Source organism: uncultured Parabacteroides sp. (assembly GCF_905196875.1).
Lineage (GTDB): Bacteria > Bacteroidota > Bacteroidia > Bacteroidales > Tannerellaceae > Parabacteroides.
Window position 1 is genome coordinate 40333 of the sequence record NZ_CAJJWO010000033.1, and the last position, 16238, is coordinate 56570.

At 46.6% G+C, this 16238-nt stretch carries 14 protein-coding genes and 1 riboswitch; of the genes, 3 read left to right on the forward strand and 11 right to left on the reverse strand.

From position 1 onward, the window contains the following. Window positions 1–37: 37 nt before the first annotated feature. The 7 genes from sufD to rimP form a co-directional block, all read right to left on the reverse strand. A complete protein-coding gene (sufD, locus tag QZ076_RS12360) occupies window positions 38–1390 on the reverse strand; it encodes a Fe-S cluster assembly protein SufD (protein ID WP_293713617.1) in 1353 nt (450 codons plus the stop codon). Beyond that, complete coding sequence (gene sufC / locus QZ076_RS12365; RefSeq protein WP_293713618.1) at window positions 1383–2138, reverse strand: Fe-S cluster assembly ATPase SufC; 756 nt, start codon at window positions 2136–2138, stop codon at window positions 1383–1385. The genes sufD and sufC overlap by 8 nt, the downstream gene beginning before the upstream one ends. A 129-nt stretch (window positions 2139–2267) precedes the next feature. Continuing rightward, entirely contained in the window at window positions 2268–3713 is a 1446-nt protein-coding gene (sufB, locus tag QZ076_RS12370) for a Fe-S cluster assembly protein SufB (protein WP_293713619.1), read from the reverse strand. 29 nt (window positions 3714–3742) lie between these two features. Next, the gene (locus QZ076_RS12375) at window positions 3743–4234 is read right to left on the reverse strand and encodes a CvpA family protein (RefSeq protein ID WP_293713620.1); all 492 of its coding nucleotides are present in this window, start codon (window positions 4232–4234) and stop codon (window positions 3743–3745) included. Between the two features lie 2 nt (window positions 4235–4236). Further along, complete coding sequence (gene infB, locus QZ076_RS12380; protein ID WP_293713621.1) at window positions 4237–7284, reverse strand: translation initiation factor IF-2; 3048 nt, start codon at window positions 7282–7284, stop codon at window positions 4237–4239. 23 nt (window positions 7285–7307) lie between these two features. Further along, a complete protein-coding gene (gene nusA, locus QZ076_RS12385) occupies window positions 7308–8573 on the reverse strand; it encodes a transcription termination factor NusA (RefSeq protein ID WP_293713622.1) in 1266 nt (421 codons plus the stop codon). Window positions 8574–8582: 9 nt separating this feature from the next. After that, the gene (rimP, locus tag QZ076_RS12390) at window positions 8583–9050 is read right to left on the reverse strand and encodes a ribosome assembly cofactor RimP (RefSeq protein ID WP_293713623.1); all 468 of its coding nucleotides are present in this window, start codon (window positions 9048–9050) and stop codon (window positions 8583–8585) included. A 186-nt stretch (window positions 9051–9236) separates the two neighbouring features. Further along, window positions 9237–9354: riboswitch (TPP riboswitch) on the forward strand. 62 nt (window positions 9355–9416) lie between these two features. Here rimP and QZ076_RS12395 point away from each other — a divergent pair. From QZ076_RS12395 to QZ076_RS12405, 3 genes are read left to right on the forward strand one after another with little or no spacing between them, the layout of a single operon-like run. Further along, window positions 9417–11618, forward strand: a complete 2202-nt coding sequence (locus QZ076_RS12395) for a TonB-dependent receptor plug domain-containing protein (protein WP_293713624.1) — start codon at window positions 9417–9419, stop codon at window positions 11616–11618. Window positions 11619–11623: 5 nt separating this feature from the next. Beyond that, window positions 11624–12223, forward strand: a complete 600-nt coding sequence (pnuC, locus tag QZ076_RS12400) for a nicotinamide riboside transporter PnuC (RefSeq protein ID WP_293713625.1) — start codon at window positions 11624–11626, stop codon at window positions 12221–12223. Next, complete coding sequence (locus QZ076_RS12405; protein ID WP_293713626.1) at window positions 12207–12845, forward strand: thiamine diphosphokinase; 639 nt, start codon at window positions 12207–12209, stop codon at window positions 12843–12845. Before pnuC ends, QZ076_RS12405 begins: the two co-directional genes overlap by 17 nt. A gap of 106 nt (window positions 12846–12951) precedes the next feature. Here QZ076_RS12405 and QZ076_RS12410 read toward each other — a convergent pair whose 3' ends face one another. From QZ076_RS12410 to QZ076_RS12425, 4 genes are all read right to left on the reverse strand, one after another. Further along, window positions 12952–13296, reverse strand: coding sequence for a hypothetical protein (locus QZ076_RS12410; RefSeq protein WP_293713627.1), 345 nt, complete (start codon window positions 13294–13296; stop codon window positions 12952–12954). 152 nt (window positions 13297–13448) lie between these two features. Beyond that, window positions 13449–13817, reverse strand: coding sequence for a hypothetical protein (locus QZ076_RS12415; protein WP_293713628.1), 369 nt, complete (start codon window positions 13815–13817; stop codon window positions 13449–13451). A 251-nt stretch (window positions 13818–14068) separates the two neighbouring features. Next, window positions 14069–15550 carry a DUF3868 domain-containing protein gene (locus tag QZ076_RS12420; RefSeq protein ID WP_293713629.1) on the reverse strand — a complete coding sequence of 494 codons (1482 nt, stop codon included), beginning with the start codon at window positions 15548–15550 and terminating at the stop codon, window positions 14069–14071. Window positions 15551–15558: 8 nt separating this feature from the next. Then, a complete protein-coding gene (locus QZ076_RS12425) occupies window positions 15559–16116 on the reverse strand; it encodes a DUF3575 domain-containing protein (protein WP_293713630.1) in 558 nt (185 codons plus the stop codon). Between the last annotated feature and the right edge of the window lie 122 nt (window positions 16117–16238).

The following is a 16238-nucleotide window of genomic DNA, read 5'->3' on the forward strand; positions in this document are numbered from 1 at the left end:
CATCCATCCGGGCCTTTATATAGATCAGAATAATATCTTATTTACAGATGCGGCAATCGGCACAACGGGCTAACTCGCCGCGGAAACGCTTTTCAACCAACTTATGCAAACGGTCTTTCAACGCATCCAAGCGGACATAATCGATCACATCCGAGGTAAATGCGACGCTCAGCATCATCCGGGCCTCATTAAGAGGAATACCGCGACTTCGCATATAGAACAGGGCATTTTCATCCAGTTGTCCGGTAGTCATACCATGCGAGCACTTTACATCGTCCGCATAGATTTCCAGTTGCGGTTTACTGTACATACGGGCTTCGCGGGTAGCACAAAGATTCCGGTTCGTCTGATAGGCCGCCGTTTTCTGCGCATCTTCCTTCACCAGGATACGACCGCTGAAAACACCGACAGCCTGATCGTTCAGAACATTCTTGAACAATTCTGTACTGGTACAATTCGGCACGGCATGCGTAATATGGCTATACGTATCGACCTGTTGTTCACGGTCTGCTACCGACATACCACACAAAGTCGTTTCGGCATACTCACCATTCAACTCGATATAATAGTTATTACGGGTAAGTCCGTTATTCAACGTTATACCGTTCACCAGGACATTACTGGAAGCCTCCTGTTTCACATGTACAGATGTAAAACGGGTGGTAGATATACTGCTTTCTTCCAGATCGTAATAATCGAAATAGGAATCTTCACCGGCAAATATCTCTACTACCTGCGTGGCCAGGAACTTCACATCATCTATACTATGGTCGCAGATCAGCAACCGGGCTTCCGAACGCGGCTCCATGATGACAAGGATACGGCGGTTGGCCATTGCATCCACATCACTACGGAATATATTGATTAACTGGATGGGACGTTCCACGGCAACGCCTTCCGGCACATACAGTACGAAACCATCCTGCGCCAGCATGGTATTCAAAGCGATGATACCGTCGTGGCTGCTTTTTGCCGCTTTCCCGTAATAACGGGCGGCCACTTCAGGATATTTCTCGGCAAACGTTTTCAGCCCGCCTGCATAAACACCTTCCGGAAGGTGTGCTTTCGGCATCATCTTATCGTAGAAAGTGTCGTTAATCACAAAATAGAGAGAGGTACTGAGGTTCGGGACATCACAACGAAACACGTCATACGGGTTCACCGGGATGGCCAGGCGGTTTATATTCACTCCGTAATCGGGAGCAAAAGCCTGCGCTACATCCGTATATTTATAATCTTCACTTTTTACCGAAGGAAAGCCCAGCCGATCGAAATTAACCAGTGCCTCTGCGCGCGGAGCATTCATCACCGCTGCACTATGCCGGCACACCAGGTCTTCATAGCGGGTAAAGAGGTCGATATATTGTTGTTCAGCTCTCATCTCACTCATCTCCCATCTCTTTCTTGATCCAGTCGTAACCTTTTTCTTCCAGTTCGAGAGCCAGTTCCGGACCGGCGGTCTTTACAATACGGCCTTTGTACAACACATGTACCACGTCCGGCTTGATATAATCCAGCAGACGCTGGTAGTGAGTAATCACGATGGCGGCATTCTCCGGTGTGCGCAGTTGGTTTACGCCATTTGCCACGATACGGAGCGCATCGATATCCAGACCGCTGTCTGTTTCATCGAGGATAGCCAGTTTCGGTTCGAGCATGGCCATCTGGAATATTTCGTTCCGCTTCTTTTCGCCACCGGAGAAACCTTCGTTCACGCTGCGGCTTGCCAGCTTGTTATCCAGCTCGACAATCGCACGCTTTTCGCGCATCAGTTTCAGGAAGTCTGTGGCTGAAACAGGGTCAAGCCCTTTATATTTACGATGTTCATTCAGAGCGGCACGCATAAAGTTAACCATGCTCACTCCGGGAATTTCCACCGGATATTGGAAACTGAGGAAGATACCTTCGCGGCTGCGGTCTTCCGGTTCCAGCTCCAACAGGTTCTTGCCGTTGAAAGTAACCTCGCCTTGAGTCACCTCGAATGCAGGATTACCTACCAGTACGCTGCTCAGCGTACTCTTTCCCGAACCGTTCGGCCCCATGATGGCATGTATCTCACCGGCTTTTACAGAAAGATCGATGCCTTTCAATATCTCTTTGCCATTCACATTGGCATGTAAGTTCTTTATCTCTAACATATCTGTTGTTATTTCTCTATATTTATTCAATACTTATCGCGGACGTTGCGCGATACCTATCACGGACATCGCGCGATCCTAATCGCGGGCCTTGCGCGATACCTACCACGGGGGTCACGCGATTCCGTTTTATCCGACGCTTCCCTCCAGGGAGATAGTCAGTAGCTTCTGCGCTTCTACGGCAAACTCCATCGGGAGCTTATTCATTACCTCACGGGCATAACCGTTTACGATCAGGCCGACGGCCTCTTCTACTGAAATACCGCGTTGCTGGCAGTAGAACAATTGTTCTTCACTGATTTTACTTGTCGTAGCTTCATGCTCCACCACAGCCGTTTCATTCTGAATATCGGCATAAGGGAACGTATGGGCACCACACGTAGAGCTCAATAATAAGCTGTCGCACTGACTATGATTGCGGGCTCCTTCCGCACGCGGAGAAACTTTCACCAGTCCACGATAGCTATTCTGGCTATGACCGGCGGAGATACCTTTCGAGACGATCGTGCTGCGGGTATTCTTTCCCAGGTGGATCATCTTCGTTCCGGTATCGGCCTGCTGGTAGTTGTTGGTGACTGCCACCGAGTAGAACTCACCGACAGAATTATCCCCAGCCAGGATACAACTCGGATATTTCCAGGTGATGGCTGAACCGGTTTCCACCTGTGTCCAGGAGATCTTACTTCCTTCGCCTTTGCACAAGCCACGCTTGGTCACAAAGTTATAAATACCACCTTTGCCTTCTTTATCGCCCGGATACCAGTTCTGCACCGTCGAATATTTCACTTCGGCACGTTCTTTGGCCACGATCTCTACGATAGCGGCATGAAGCTGGTTCTCGTCACGCATCGGGGCGGTACATCCTTCCAGGTAACTTACATACGCCTCATCGTCGGCTACGATCAGTGTCCGTTCGAACTGTCCAGTATTTGCCGCGTTGATACGGAAATAGGTGGAAAGTTCCATCGGGCAACGCACGCCTTTCGGTATATACACGAACGATCCGTCCGAGAATACAGCTGAGTTCAACGCCGCAAAGAAGTTATCGCGATAGCTTACCACACTCCCCAGGTATTGTTGCACCAGATCCGGGTGATGTTGCACTGCTTCACTGAATGAACAGAAGATAATACCCTTCTCGGCCAGTGTCTCTTTAAATGTTGTCTTTACGGACACACTATCCATCACGGCATCCACAGCCATACCTGCCAGCTGTGCACGTTCATGCAACGGGATACCCAGCTTGTCGAATGTCTTCAACAATTCGGGATCTACTTCATCGAGGCTTTTCGGGCCCTCTTTTTTCTTTGGAGCTGCGTAATAGATGATATCCTGATAATCGATCGGCGGAATATCGAGGTGAGGCCATGTCGGCATCTCCAGTGTCTGCCAGTGGCGGAAAGCCTTCAGGCGGAACTGGAGCATCCAGTCCGGCTCATTCTTTTTGGCAGAAATAATACGGACGGTGTCTTCATCCAATCCTTTATGAATCACTTCCGTATCGATATCGGTAACGAAGCCGTACTTGTAATCACTGCTCGTTACCTCATTAATTATGTCGTTTGACTCCTGCATATCTATATATTAAATTTAAAACAAACCATTTACTCCTTCCATGAGAACAAATTTCCGGGGTAAATGGTTGGGACTATATCTTTGACTGAATGATAGAACCGCGATTCTACCTTCGATTCCCGCGGGATCAGTACCGAACCACGATCGATGCCTTCCAGTATATTCAGCAACAGGCTGACAAATACGATCATCAGGCCCAGACCCAGAAATCCACCGGCCAGATGGTTCAATATACTGAGAGGGGTAACCCCGACCCCCCTATGTACTACTTCTCCTGCCAGCAAAACGACTCCCATGATCAGGATAAAACCGGCCACATAACTAAGGATCGTTACTCCCTCGGGCGGAAACCACCCCAGGGCAACAATATATCCTCTCAGCCAGGCAGCAGCTTTTGCACAGAAAAAGATAGCAACAAGGAGGGCTATAAGCGAAACAACCTGTTTGATCATTCCATCAAACAGGCCTTTCGCAAATCCAATTCCTGCCAGACATAGCAATGTAATGTCTAACCAGTTCATGGTTATAGAGTTTTCTTAACTTCAGTTTCTTCGTAAGACTCGATCACGTCGCCTACCTGAATATCATTAAAGTTAGTGATGTTCAGACCGCAATCCAGACCGGCAACCACTTCCTTCACATCGTCCTTGAAGCGTTTCAGTGAACCGAGCTCGCCGGCATATATTACGATACCGTCACGGATCAGGCGGATCTTGTTCGTACGTTTGATCTTACCTTCCTTAACCACACAACCGGCAACCGTACCGACTTTCGTGATCTTGAATACCTGGGTAACATCCACATAAGCGGTAATCTCTTCCCGAATCTCCGGTGAAAGCATACCTTCCATTGCACTCTTCACCTCTTCGATCGCATCGTAGATAATCGAGTACAAACGGATCTCGACACCGTCTTTTTCTGCATTACGGCGAGCCTGTACAGACGGGCGAACCTGGAATCCGATAATGATGGCATTCGAAGCAGCAGCCAGTACAACATCCGATTCGGAGATCTGACCGACAGCCTTGTGAATAACATTCACCTGGATTTCTTCGGTAGACAAACGGATCAACGAGTCGGACAGAGCTTCAACGGAACCGTCCACGTCACCCTTCACGATCACGTTCAGTTCCTGGAAGTTACCGACTGCAATACGACGACCGATATCATCCAGCGTCAGCATCTTCTGAGTACGGATACCCAACTCACGCTGCAACTGTTCGCGGCGGGTAGCGATCTCGCGTGCTTCCTGTTCAGTTTCCAATACATTGAATGTATCGCCAGCCTGAGGAGCACCGTTCAGACCCAGGATCAATACCGGTTCTGACGGACCGGCTTTTTCCACACGCAGGTTACGTTCGTTGAACATTGCCTTGATACGTCCGTGGTGTGTTCCTGCCAGCACGATATCACCCATCTTCAGGGTACCGTTCTCTACCAGCACGGTCGATACATAACCACGTCCTTTATCCAGTGACGATTCGATGATCGAACCGACAGCACGTTTTTTCGGATTAGCTTTCAGATCCAACAGGTCTGCTTCGAGCAATACTTTTTCAAGCAGTTCTTCCACACCCATGCCTTTCTTGGCCGAGATTTCCTGACTCTGGTATTTACCACCCCAATCTTCGACCAGGTAGTTCATATTGGCCAGTTCTTCTTTAATCTTTTCGGGGTTAGCATGCGGCTTATCTACCTTATTAATAGCAAACACGATAGGAACACCGGCAGCTGAAGCATGGTTGATCGCTTCAATGGTCTGCGGCATCACGGCATCGTCGGCAGCCACAATGATAATCGCAATATCGGTCACCTTCGCACCACGGGCACGCATGGCGGTAAACGCCTCGTGACCCGGAGTATCCAGGAAGGTGATACGTCGTCCGCTGGCCAGTTTCACATTGTAAGCACCGATGTGCTGTGTGATACCTCCGGCCTCACCGGCAATAACGTTTGCTTTACGGATATTATCCAGCAAAGAAGTTTTACCGTGGTCGACGTGTCCCATCACTGTTACGATAGGCGGACGTGCTACCCAGTCTTCTTCGTTATCGTCTTCGTCGTCGGCATTGATGGCTTCCACCACTTCCGCACTGACATATTCTGTTTTGAAACCGAATTCATCGGCTACGATATTGATCGTTTCCGCATCCAGACGCTGGTTGATGGAAACCATGATACCGATACTCATACAAGTGGCGATAACCTTCGTTACAGGAACATCCATCATGTTGGCGAGGTCGTTTGCCGTAACAAACTCGGTCAGCTTCAAGATTTTGCTTTCCATTTCCTCCTGTTCCATCATTTCGTGTTCGCGCTTAACGGCGGCATCACGTTTATCACGACGGTACTTGGCACCCTTGTTATTCTTATTCCCCTTGTTCGTCAGGCGAGCCAGGGTTTCTTTGATCTGCTTCTGTACATCTTCCTCGCTTACTTCAGCCTTAACAGGCTTTTTCAGACGTGGCTTGCGGTCGCCCTGGTTGGCAGGACGGCTATAGTTCGTACCCGGAGTGTTGTTTACATCGACACGATCCTTCTTAATACGGTTACGTTTCTTTTTCGCATCTGCACCACCTTCACCCGGTTTAACAGGTGCGCCTGGCTTCACAGGAGCTCCGGGCTTAGCCGGTGCACCCGGTTTGGCATTCGGATCTTTCGGACCTTTATGGAATCCCGGCTGTCCGGGTCTGTTGTTGTTACTGAACTTGTCGCGCTTGTCGTCACGTTCTTTCCGTCTCTCTTCCTTGGTTTTCTTCTTAGGACGAGTAGACTGGTTCAAAGCATTCAGGTCAATCTTACCGGTAACCTTGATATTCGACTCGAACTTCGGAGTATTCAACCGGAACAGGCTATCCTCTTCCGACTCGGCCGAAGAATGACTCTCTGCGGTCGTATTACTCACTTCTTCAGAAGAGTTTGTCGTCGTTTCCGGCTTTTTAATAACCTCCGGTTTTTTCTCTTCGATTCTTTCTTTTTCCACAACTATCTCTTTTACTTCTTTTTTCTCCACAGGTTTTTCCACCGGCTTTTCCACGTGAACCGGTTCCTGTTTTTCCTGTTTAGCCGGAGCTTCCACAGGCTTTTCTTCAGGAGCAGGAGAAGGTGCAGGAGCTACTTCGACAACAGGTTGCGGTTCCACCACAGGCTGTTGTACGGCAGCAGGTTGCGGGATAGCAACCGGTTCTTCTTTCACTTCAGGAGCTTCCTGATGTTTTCTATGCTGTCCATCCAGGTCGATATGGCCCTTCGTCACGATTTTAGGCTTGAACTCTTCCGGGATGACTGTTTTTATTTCTGAAGTCTTCTCTTCTTTCACAGAAGCCGACTCTCTTTCTTTCTCTTTATCTCTATCTCTGTTAGGACGTTCCACCACGCGAGGACGTTCAAAGCCGCCATTGGGCAGATCCTTTCCAAACTCTTTTACGAGCAAAGCATACTGTTCATCACTGATCCTCGTGTTGGGATTTGCATTATCCTCAACCGGATGACCTTTCTTGTGTAGAAACTCAACAACCGTATTGATCCCTACGTTTAATTTTCTTTGTACTTGTATTAATTTTATGGGCATATCTAACTTTGTCGTAATACATTTTATTCCTGACTTTCATCTTCAAATTCGGCAGATAAGATAGCAAGTACCTCGTCGACTGTTGTCTCTTCAAGGTCGGCACGTTCAATAAGTTCTTCACGGGTCATCGCTAAAACGCTCTTAGCCGTGTAACAACCAATATTCTTGAATGCTTCGATTACCCAGCTGTCTATTTCATCTGTAAATTCATCCAGATAAATATCTTCCTCATCAGCTCCTTCCACATCACGGAATACATCGATCGTGTATTCTGTCAACATACAGGCCAGTTTAATATTCAAACCGCCTTTACCAATAGCCAATGAAACTTCTTCAGGACGAAGATAAACCTCTGCCTTGTGTTCTTCTTCGTTCACTCGTATGGAGGAAATTTTTGCCGGGCTTAATGCACGCTGGATAAACAGCGACACATTGGATGTATAATTAATTACATCGATGTTCTCGTTTCTCAATTCACGGACAATTCCGTGGATACGAGAACCTTTCATTCCCACGCAGGCACCTACCGGGTCGATACGGTCGTCATACGACTCGACAGCCACTTTGGCTCTTTCCCCCGGGATACGCGCGATAGCCTTGATCATAATCAGGCCATCATTAATTTCAGGGACCTCGAGTTCAAATAAGCGCTGCAGGAACATTTTATCTGTACGCGACAGAATAATCTTCGGATTATTATTATAATTATCCACTTTCTGTACAACCGCACGAACGGTTTCACCTTTACGGTAGAAATCCGAAGGGATCTGTTCTGATTTCGGGAGCAGCAACTCATTACCCTCGTCATCCAGCAACAGGATCTCTTTCTTCCACACCTGATAGACATCAGCTGCTACGATATTTCCTATTTTATCTTTATATTTAGCATATAAACTATCCTTCTGCAATTCAAGAATCTTCGAAGCCAGCGTCTGACGCAGGTTCAGGATGGCACGACGTCCGAAATCGGCGAAATGAACCTCGTCGGTCACTTCTTCACCCACTTCACAGTCGGCATCGATCTTACGGGCCTCGGTCAACGTAAGTTGCAGATTAGGATCTTCCAATTCATCATCAGCCACCACGGTGCGGTTTCTCCAGATCTCGAAGTCACCTTTCTCAGGGTTAATGATCACGTCATAATTCTCATCCGTACCAAACATCTTAGCAATTACGTTACGGAAGGAATCTTCCAATACGCTGATCATCGTATCCTTATCTATATTTTTCAACTCCTTGAACTCCGCAAGGGTGTCAATCATACTGATTGTTTCCTCTTTCTTGGCCATAATCTTTCTTTACTTGAATCTTATTAGGTATTTTGTATATTTTATTTCATCGAATGTATAGGATTGATTTTCCTGAACTGTCACTTTCCGCTTGGAACCTTCGGGTTTCACCTGTTTTTCAACGGAAACTACTACCCCGTTTTCGTCTGCCGAATTCAACACACCGCACAGCTTCACGCCATTTTTCAGTAACATTTCCACTTCGTTTCCTATATTCTTCACATACTGACGAAGTACTTTAAAAGGAGAAGTAACACCGGCCGAACCTACTTCCAGTTCGAAATCTTCCACCTCACGGTCCAGATGTTCTTCCACATACCGGCTCAACGCTGCACAATCATCTATGCAAACACCCTCATCATTATCTATCTCAATAATAATAAGGTTTCCCGGCTTAACCACCACGTCAACTAAATAATTGTCGGAAGAAGCCAATTTTTCTTCAACCAACTGAGTTATTACTCCCTTTTCAATCATAAACATACTGTTAAGAACAAAAGAAGGGGACTACCCGCCCCCTCCTCATCTTCGCTTAATCGCCCGCAAATATACAAATAATCAGCGAGTTTTCAAATAAAATCTATCTTTTTCTAAGAAAATGAAGAAAATCATTCCCCCGACATGCAATTTGGTATCTTCCGTATTTTTCCCTTTCTTTGCACGCTGAATACAAGGGGGTGCTTGCAGCGTTCAAAAAAACAGAACGTACCGCAGGCTGAGATGATACCCATATTACCTGATACGGATAATGCCGGCGAAGGGAATTGTAAACTATGGTATACTTCTTCACATGACACACCTCTCCTATTCACTTATCAGGTTTTAAACTTTAAGGACAAAAGGATGAAAAGTGTATTGATTATTTTTGCCGGTTCTCTGGCTTCATTCGCAGTTGCGGGCAATGAGTCCGACCCTGTCGATTCTCTCAAAATTTCCCGGGATGTATCTTTAAACGAAGTGGTGGTCACCGCCACCAAAGTATCGCAAAGTACACCTGTCGCTTACAGCGAATTATCAAAAAAAGAACTCAGCAGAAAGAATGACGGACAAGGTATTCCCTACCTTATTTCCCAGTCACCATCCGTGATCATGACTTCCGATGCCGGAACCGGTATCGGCTACTCCGGCTTCCGTATTCGTGGCACGGATGCCAACCGTATAAACATCACCGTTAATGGTGTCCCGGTCAACGACTCCGAATCGCATACCGTGTTCTGGGCAAACATGGCAGATTTTGCTTCCTCCGTCGATAACATACAGATACAACGCGGAGCAGGAACCTCCACCAACGGAGCCGCCTCTTTCGGAGCGACCGTTGCCATGCAGACGCAGAAACCCGACCTGAAACCTTATGCGGAATATGCCATCTCCGCCGGTTCGTTCGGAACTGTAAAAAACTCCGTCAAAGCAGGTACCGGGTTACTGCACGATCATTTTGTTTTCGATGCCCGCTACTCCAACATTCAAAGCGACGGATATATCGACCGCGCAACAGCCAATATGCATTCTTATTTTGGTTCCGCCGCCTATTATGGCGACAATACGCTAGTTCGTTTCCAGACTTTCGGGAATGTAGAAAAGACCTACCAGGCCTGGACCGGTGTTCCCTCCTATCTATTGAACAGCGACCGCACCTATAACCCATGCGGCGAATACCAAGAAAACGGGGTTACTAAATTCTACGACAACCAGACCGACAACTACTGGCAGCAGAATTATCACCTGATGGCCAGCCAACGTCTGGGTGATCTATGGAATATGAACCTGACCCTGCATTATACACACGGAGAAGGATATTACGAAGACTATAAAGCCGATGCAAAGTTCAAGTCATACAAACTACCCGCATACTACATCGACGGGAAAGGAGATACGATAACACGTTCGGACCTGGTCCGACGTAAATGGCTGGACAATGACTTCTACGGAGCGGTTTACAGCGCCAACTACCGTACCGAACGTCTTCAGATGAGCTTCGGTTCTGCCGTTAATAAATATAGCGGTGACCACTTCGGCCGTGTCATGTGGGTAAAAAACAGCGAAACACTGCCGGTACCCGATTACGAATACTATCGCAACACTGGTAATAAACTGGACTATAATGCTTATATAAAAACAAACTACCGGCTACTCCCCTGGTTGAACGGATACCTCGACCTGCAATACCGCGGTATACATTATACTATAGAAGGTAGCGACGACAAAGCTGGCGATAACGTCGATGTAGATAAACACTGGAACTTCTTCAACCCGAAAGCCGGTATCAACATCCAGCGGGGAGGACATAACGCATTTGTCTCCTTCTCCGTAGCCAACCGCGAACCCAACCGTGACAATTTTACAGAAGCTGCCGCCGACGAACGTCCCGTTCATGAAACCCTCTATGACTACGAAGCCGGTTACAGTTTCGGCAACCAGCATTTCCGCGTAGGAGCCAACCTGTATTATATGGATTACAATAATCAGTTGATCCTGACCGGTAAGATCAGTGAGATCGGCGAGGCATTGACCAGCAACATCAAAGACAGTTACCGCATGGGTATCGAACTGACCGGAGGTGTTAGTATCACACACTGGCTCGACTGGAACGGAAATGTCACACTAAGCCGTAATAAGATAAAAAATTTCACCCGGTACGTAGATAACTGGGATACCGGTGGACAAAACAGTGAATACCTGGGGACAACCGATATCGCCTTTTCTCCGGGCATTATTGCCAACAGCATGTTCGACTTCAACCTGAAAGGATTCTCCGCCAGCTTCAACTCGCAGTTTGTCGGCCGTCAATATATCGACAACACCTCCACAAAAGACCGCTCGATCGATCCTTATTTCGTGAACAGCCTGCGGGTAGGTTATGTTTTCAAACCGAAGTTCATCAAAGAGATCGGCGTGGATGTGACAGTCAACAATCTGTTCAACGAACAATATGAAACAAACGCCTGGGTTTATTCCTATATAGAGAATGGAACCCTGAAAAAGGACGACGGTTATTTCACACAGGCAGGAACCAGCGCAATGGCGCGTATTACTTTCAAATTTTAAGAAAGATGGAACAAGTACTGGAATATTTCGGAGTAGTAACCGGATTGCTTTACCTGCTACTCGAAATCAGACAACACAAAGCCATGTGGGTGGTAGGCTTCCTTACCTCCCTGGTGTATGTCTTTGTCTTTTTCTTTTCAAAGATATATGCCGATATGGGATTGAATATCTATTATGTAGCGATCAGCATCTACGGTTTTCGGAAATGGACGCAGACCGACAAGGCCACACCCGAAGAAGAGCCGGTTTCCGAATCTATTCTGTACCGTCATATCACCTGGCCGTTATTCGGAGGGATAGCTCTGGCTATCCTCTCCATCTACGGGCTGCTCTATTACGTGCTCCACAACTTCACCGACTCTCCCATCCCGATGGGCGATGCTTTTACTACCTCCGTCGGTATCGTTGCCACCTGGATGCTGGCCCGTCGTATCATCGAACATTGGATATTTTGGGTGATCGTCAACTTCGTATCGGTATATCTTTATTACCTGCGCGGACTCTATCCCACCATGTTTCTATATCTTTGCTATGCCATATTGGCTATCGCCGGATATTATACATGGAAAAAGAAAGGAATAAATAAATATGAAAACATCTTATGATTGTGTTGTGGTTGCCAACGGAAGATTTCCGGTAACAAAATTACCTTTGCTAAAACTGAGGGAGGCTCCTGCCATTATTGCCTGCGACGGAGCTATTGAAACGCTCTACAAACAGGGACTGGAGCCAACAGCTATCGTGGGCGATCTCGACAGTATCCCTACCGCTATGTTCCGGTTATACTCAGACCGCATTCATATCGTGGAAGACCAGGAAATAAACGACCTGACCAAGGCCATCAGATTCGCTCATGCTGCCGGATACCGCAAAATACTGATCCTCGGAGCTACCGGTCTGCGCGAAGACCATACCTTGGGAAATATATCTCTACTGACAGACTACGCTCCTCTGTTCGACCGTGTGGAAATGTTGTCCGACTACGGACTCTTCACCCCACTCCTTCAGACCACGACTCTATCCAGCTTTGCCGGACAACAGGTATCCATCTTCTCGCTTTCCGGCGATACCACTATCACCACCGAAGGGCTGAAATGGCCCATCAACAACCGCAACCTTACCGCCTGGTGGCAAGGAAGCCTCAATGAAGCGCTCGGCGACTCTTTTACCATCACCTTCACAAAAGGAGGTAAAGTAATCATCTACCAGACAACAGCAGCCAAATAAAAACAAAAGAGGGAGCCGACATAATCGCACTCCCTCTAAATACACCCTCAATTTTACAACTTTTCTAAAAAAAGAAACTAGCCTCACGGCCGGTCAAAAAAAAATCTTAAGCAGGTAACTTGTTTAGTTGAGATTGTTTCCACTCAAAAAAACCATCAATATTGCTATCTACCAGAAACAGCAACTTATCATCCGCCACCTGCTTTAGTACAGTTTTGGGAGCTAATGGTAAACTTATTTCATCTAACGTGAAACAAGCTTTCATTAAAACGACATCATACCCGTCACGTATAATTTCCTTCTTCAACCGAACCGGCGCTTTCAGGAAAGATAAATAATAGGCAGACCGTTCGTAAGCACACCACTCGTTCCCTTCCAAATAAAGATAGACAGCGTTGCTGTTGTCTACTTCATTTCCCAAAACAAATTCCACACGTGATGTAGTTTCCATGATCCACAATTTTAATTTGTTCAACATCGATGAACCTCTCACAACAAAGATAGAGTATTTAAATACTGACCGATTATGGTAAAACTATCATTTATAAGCGACAAATCTATCAACATCAGGTGTGAAACTATCAAATCAGTTTATTTTGATTATCAAGCCAACAAAACATTCAGCTGAGACTCCTTCCATTCCGGAAAACCGTAAATATTCGAAGACAGCCCTAACTGGAGATTATCATCCCCTATTTTCTTTAACTTGATATACGAATCGCCTGCCGACAGACCGAGCTTTTCTACCGCTACTTTTGCTTTCAGGAGGATCACATCAAATCCGTCGCGTATCACTTCCCTTTTTAACTGAATAGGGATATTCAGGCTGGCCAGATAATAAGCCGAGCGTTCGTAAGCACACCAATGGCCATCCTCCAGATACAGGTAAACACTTTGTTCGTTTCCGACTTCGTTTACCAATATTTGCTCTACGTATGACTTTACACCATTTAATACTGATTCTTTAGTCATTGCTTTGTTGTATTTCAGGTTTATATTATTATCTTTTGATGTTACAAAGATACAGTGGCTCCGACTATCGCGGCTATGGCAAAACTATCTATTACATAATAGTTTATATCAATCTACATAGGCAAATAGATCATAGCACATAAATCAAGGCTTTTCGACTGCTTACCCCCCCTCATGTCGGGTACGAACCAAGAAAAAAGGTTGCCCTATTCCTAAGGCAACCTTTTCGTATAGATAAACAAATTATAATCTTATAAACCGAAACTCTTAAACAATTCGTCGTTCTCGCGTTTCTTCTGCAACTCCTTCAGATTTGCCGAAGCAGCTTCTATGCCGGCTTCAGCAGCCTTCTTCAGCAGGGGTTCGGCAGCATCGAGGTTACCTTCGATCAGGAACATCACGCCGCGTGCATGGCTTGCTTCAGGCGAAATACCTGCTTTATCCAGATATTTGGCAGCCGATGCATAATCGCCTCTGCCGATTGCGATATTAGCCGCATTCAGGTTGGCTACCGGGTCGGAGCTGTACATGCGCACAGCAATGTCAAACACTTCGTTGTAGGCTTCACTTCCTGTTTCGTAACTGTTGGCCACTGCGAACATCTCGCTCAGGCTCAGTTGCTGCGGACGAGTCTTGATAATTTCGCGTCCCTCCTCTACAGTGAATTCACGTACGGTATAGTCGATCCGGTAATCCGAACGGCGCAACGACGGGAAGATCGTATTCAACACATAACGATAAGCGGCACCTCCCTGCAATGTTTTCAGCTTTGCCTCTTTTACGTCGGGCATATCATCGCTATTGATAATAGCCAGCACTTCGCTACGGGCAGGCACTTCGCTGTCTTTTTCTACGGCAGCCTTAAATCCGGCCCAGTCTTCCGGCTCCGATTCGATAATAAAGAAGTCGTTACCGAAGTTGTTTCTTACACGGATATAATCGCGCAAAGCTCTCACACGGCTGTCGGCCAGACGCTGGTTGCTGGCATAGCTTCCTTCAGGAGAGGCATATCCTTTCAGCATGATTCCTTTCGGAGTGATATTTTTATCGCGTATTACTGTATTAATAGTATTCTCGATCTTAGCCAACTCGGAAGCATTGTTGCGGAAATCGTTGAGGATAACCGATTTTCCCACCTGGAATTCCAGATAAGCCGTACCCACTTCGGCACGATGCTTTTCCGTTTCGGCTTCGGGAGTGATATAAGCCAGCGTAGGCTGCACCTGATAGCGTTCAGTGGGAGCCATACGAATTTTGTCGGCAATCAAGAGCGGACCTACCGCCTCTTCCTTACCGCATCCGCACAGATCCTGTGCCAACACGAAACGTGCGTCCTTCATCCACGGTTCCCACGCAATAGCCATCTTATAGTTGATTACATGTTCCGTAGCATCGGGTGCACGCAACACGATAAAATGAGGTTCTTCATTCTTCAGATTGTTCAGCGCCTTTTCACGCTTATACACTTTGCTGCGGTTCTTTCCGTTCAGCAGGATATTGGGTAGCCCTTCGCGCTGGCTATTGTTTTCAATCACCGGAGTCAGTGTTAGCGACTTGCGCGATTCGATCAGTTTACTTTGTACCCGTATCGTTGCATCGATATACAGCGAGTCGCCTTTCTGTGTCAGGTCGTTGCTCGTTACATGGATCGGGCTGTTGGTTTGGGCCATAGCTGTCAGCATACCGGCCGACAGCAACATTGCCATCAGAGATAATTTCTTTATATTTTTCATTGTTTCAATCATTTAAAGAAGTAGATAATAGACAGAGCCGCCTTTGTCACACCGAAAAAGTCTTTCTTGTCGCTCTTTTGTATCGTTCCGCAGGTAGTACACGGATACTTGTCATAATCCAGATGGATCCACCCCACACCGATTTCAGCTTCCATACTCCAATGATTCCCCAGCAGCCACTGGTATCCATAGCCAATACCCGCACCGTAGGCAGTACCCTGATAACGATAGTTCTTCATGTTGTCGCTCAGAAAGTTCAGTCCTCCGATGTTGAATTCCCCGTAGAAAGGATGCAACCCAAAGAAATGGCCGTTGAATTTCTCACATAACCAGTAGCGTGCTTCCGGCTGCACCATCCAGTTCTTCAGACGAGTCTCGTCGCCAAACTTCCATCCGTTGTAGTTACCCGACAGATCTAATGTCCATTTTTTACTCAGTCCCATTTCAACTCCCAGGTTTATGGTCGTTGTTGCATCATACAGCAAATTGGACTTTACCGCAAACTTTTGCCCATAGACACTAGTCATTCCGGCAAGCAGCAGAAAAAGAATAAGAATTTTCTTCATAATCTTCATTTATTTTCTTTTGTAATCTTTTTTAATACTAGTTATAAAAGAGTGTGTAAATTATGTATGCAAAGTTACTACAAAAAAGTGAAATGCGGAAAGATATAGTGATAGAATTGAGT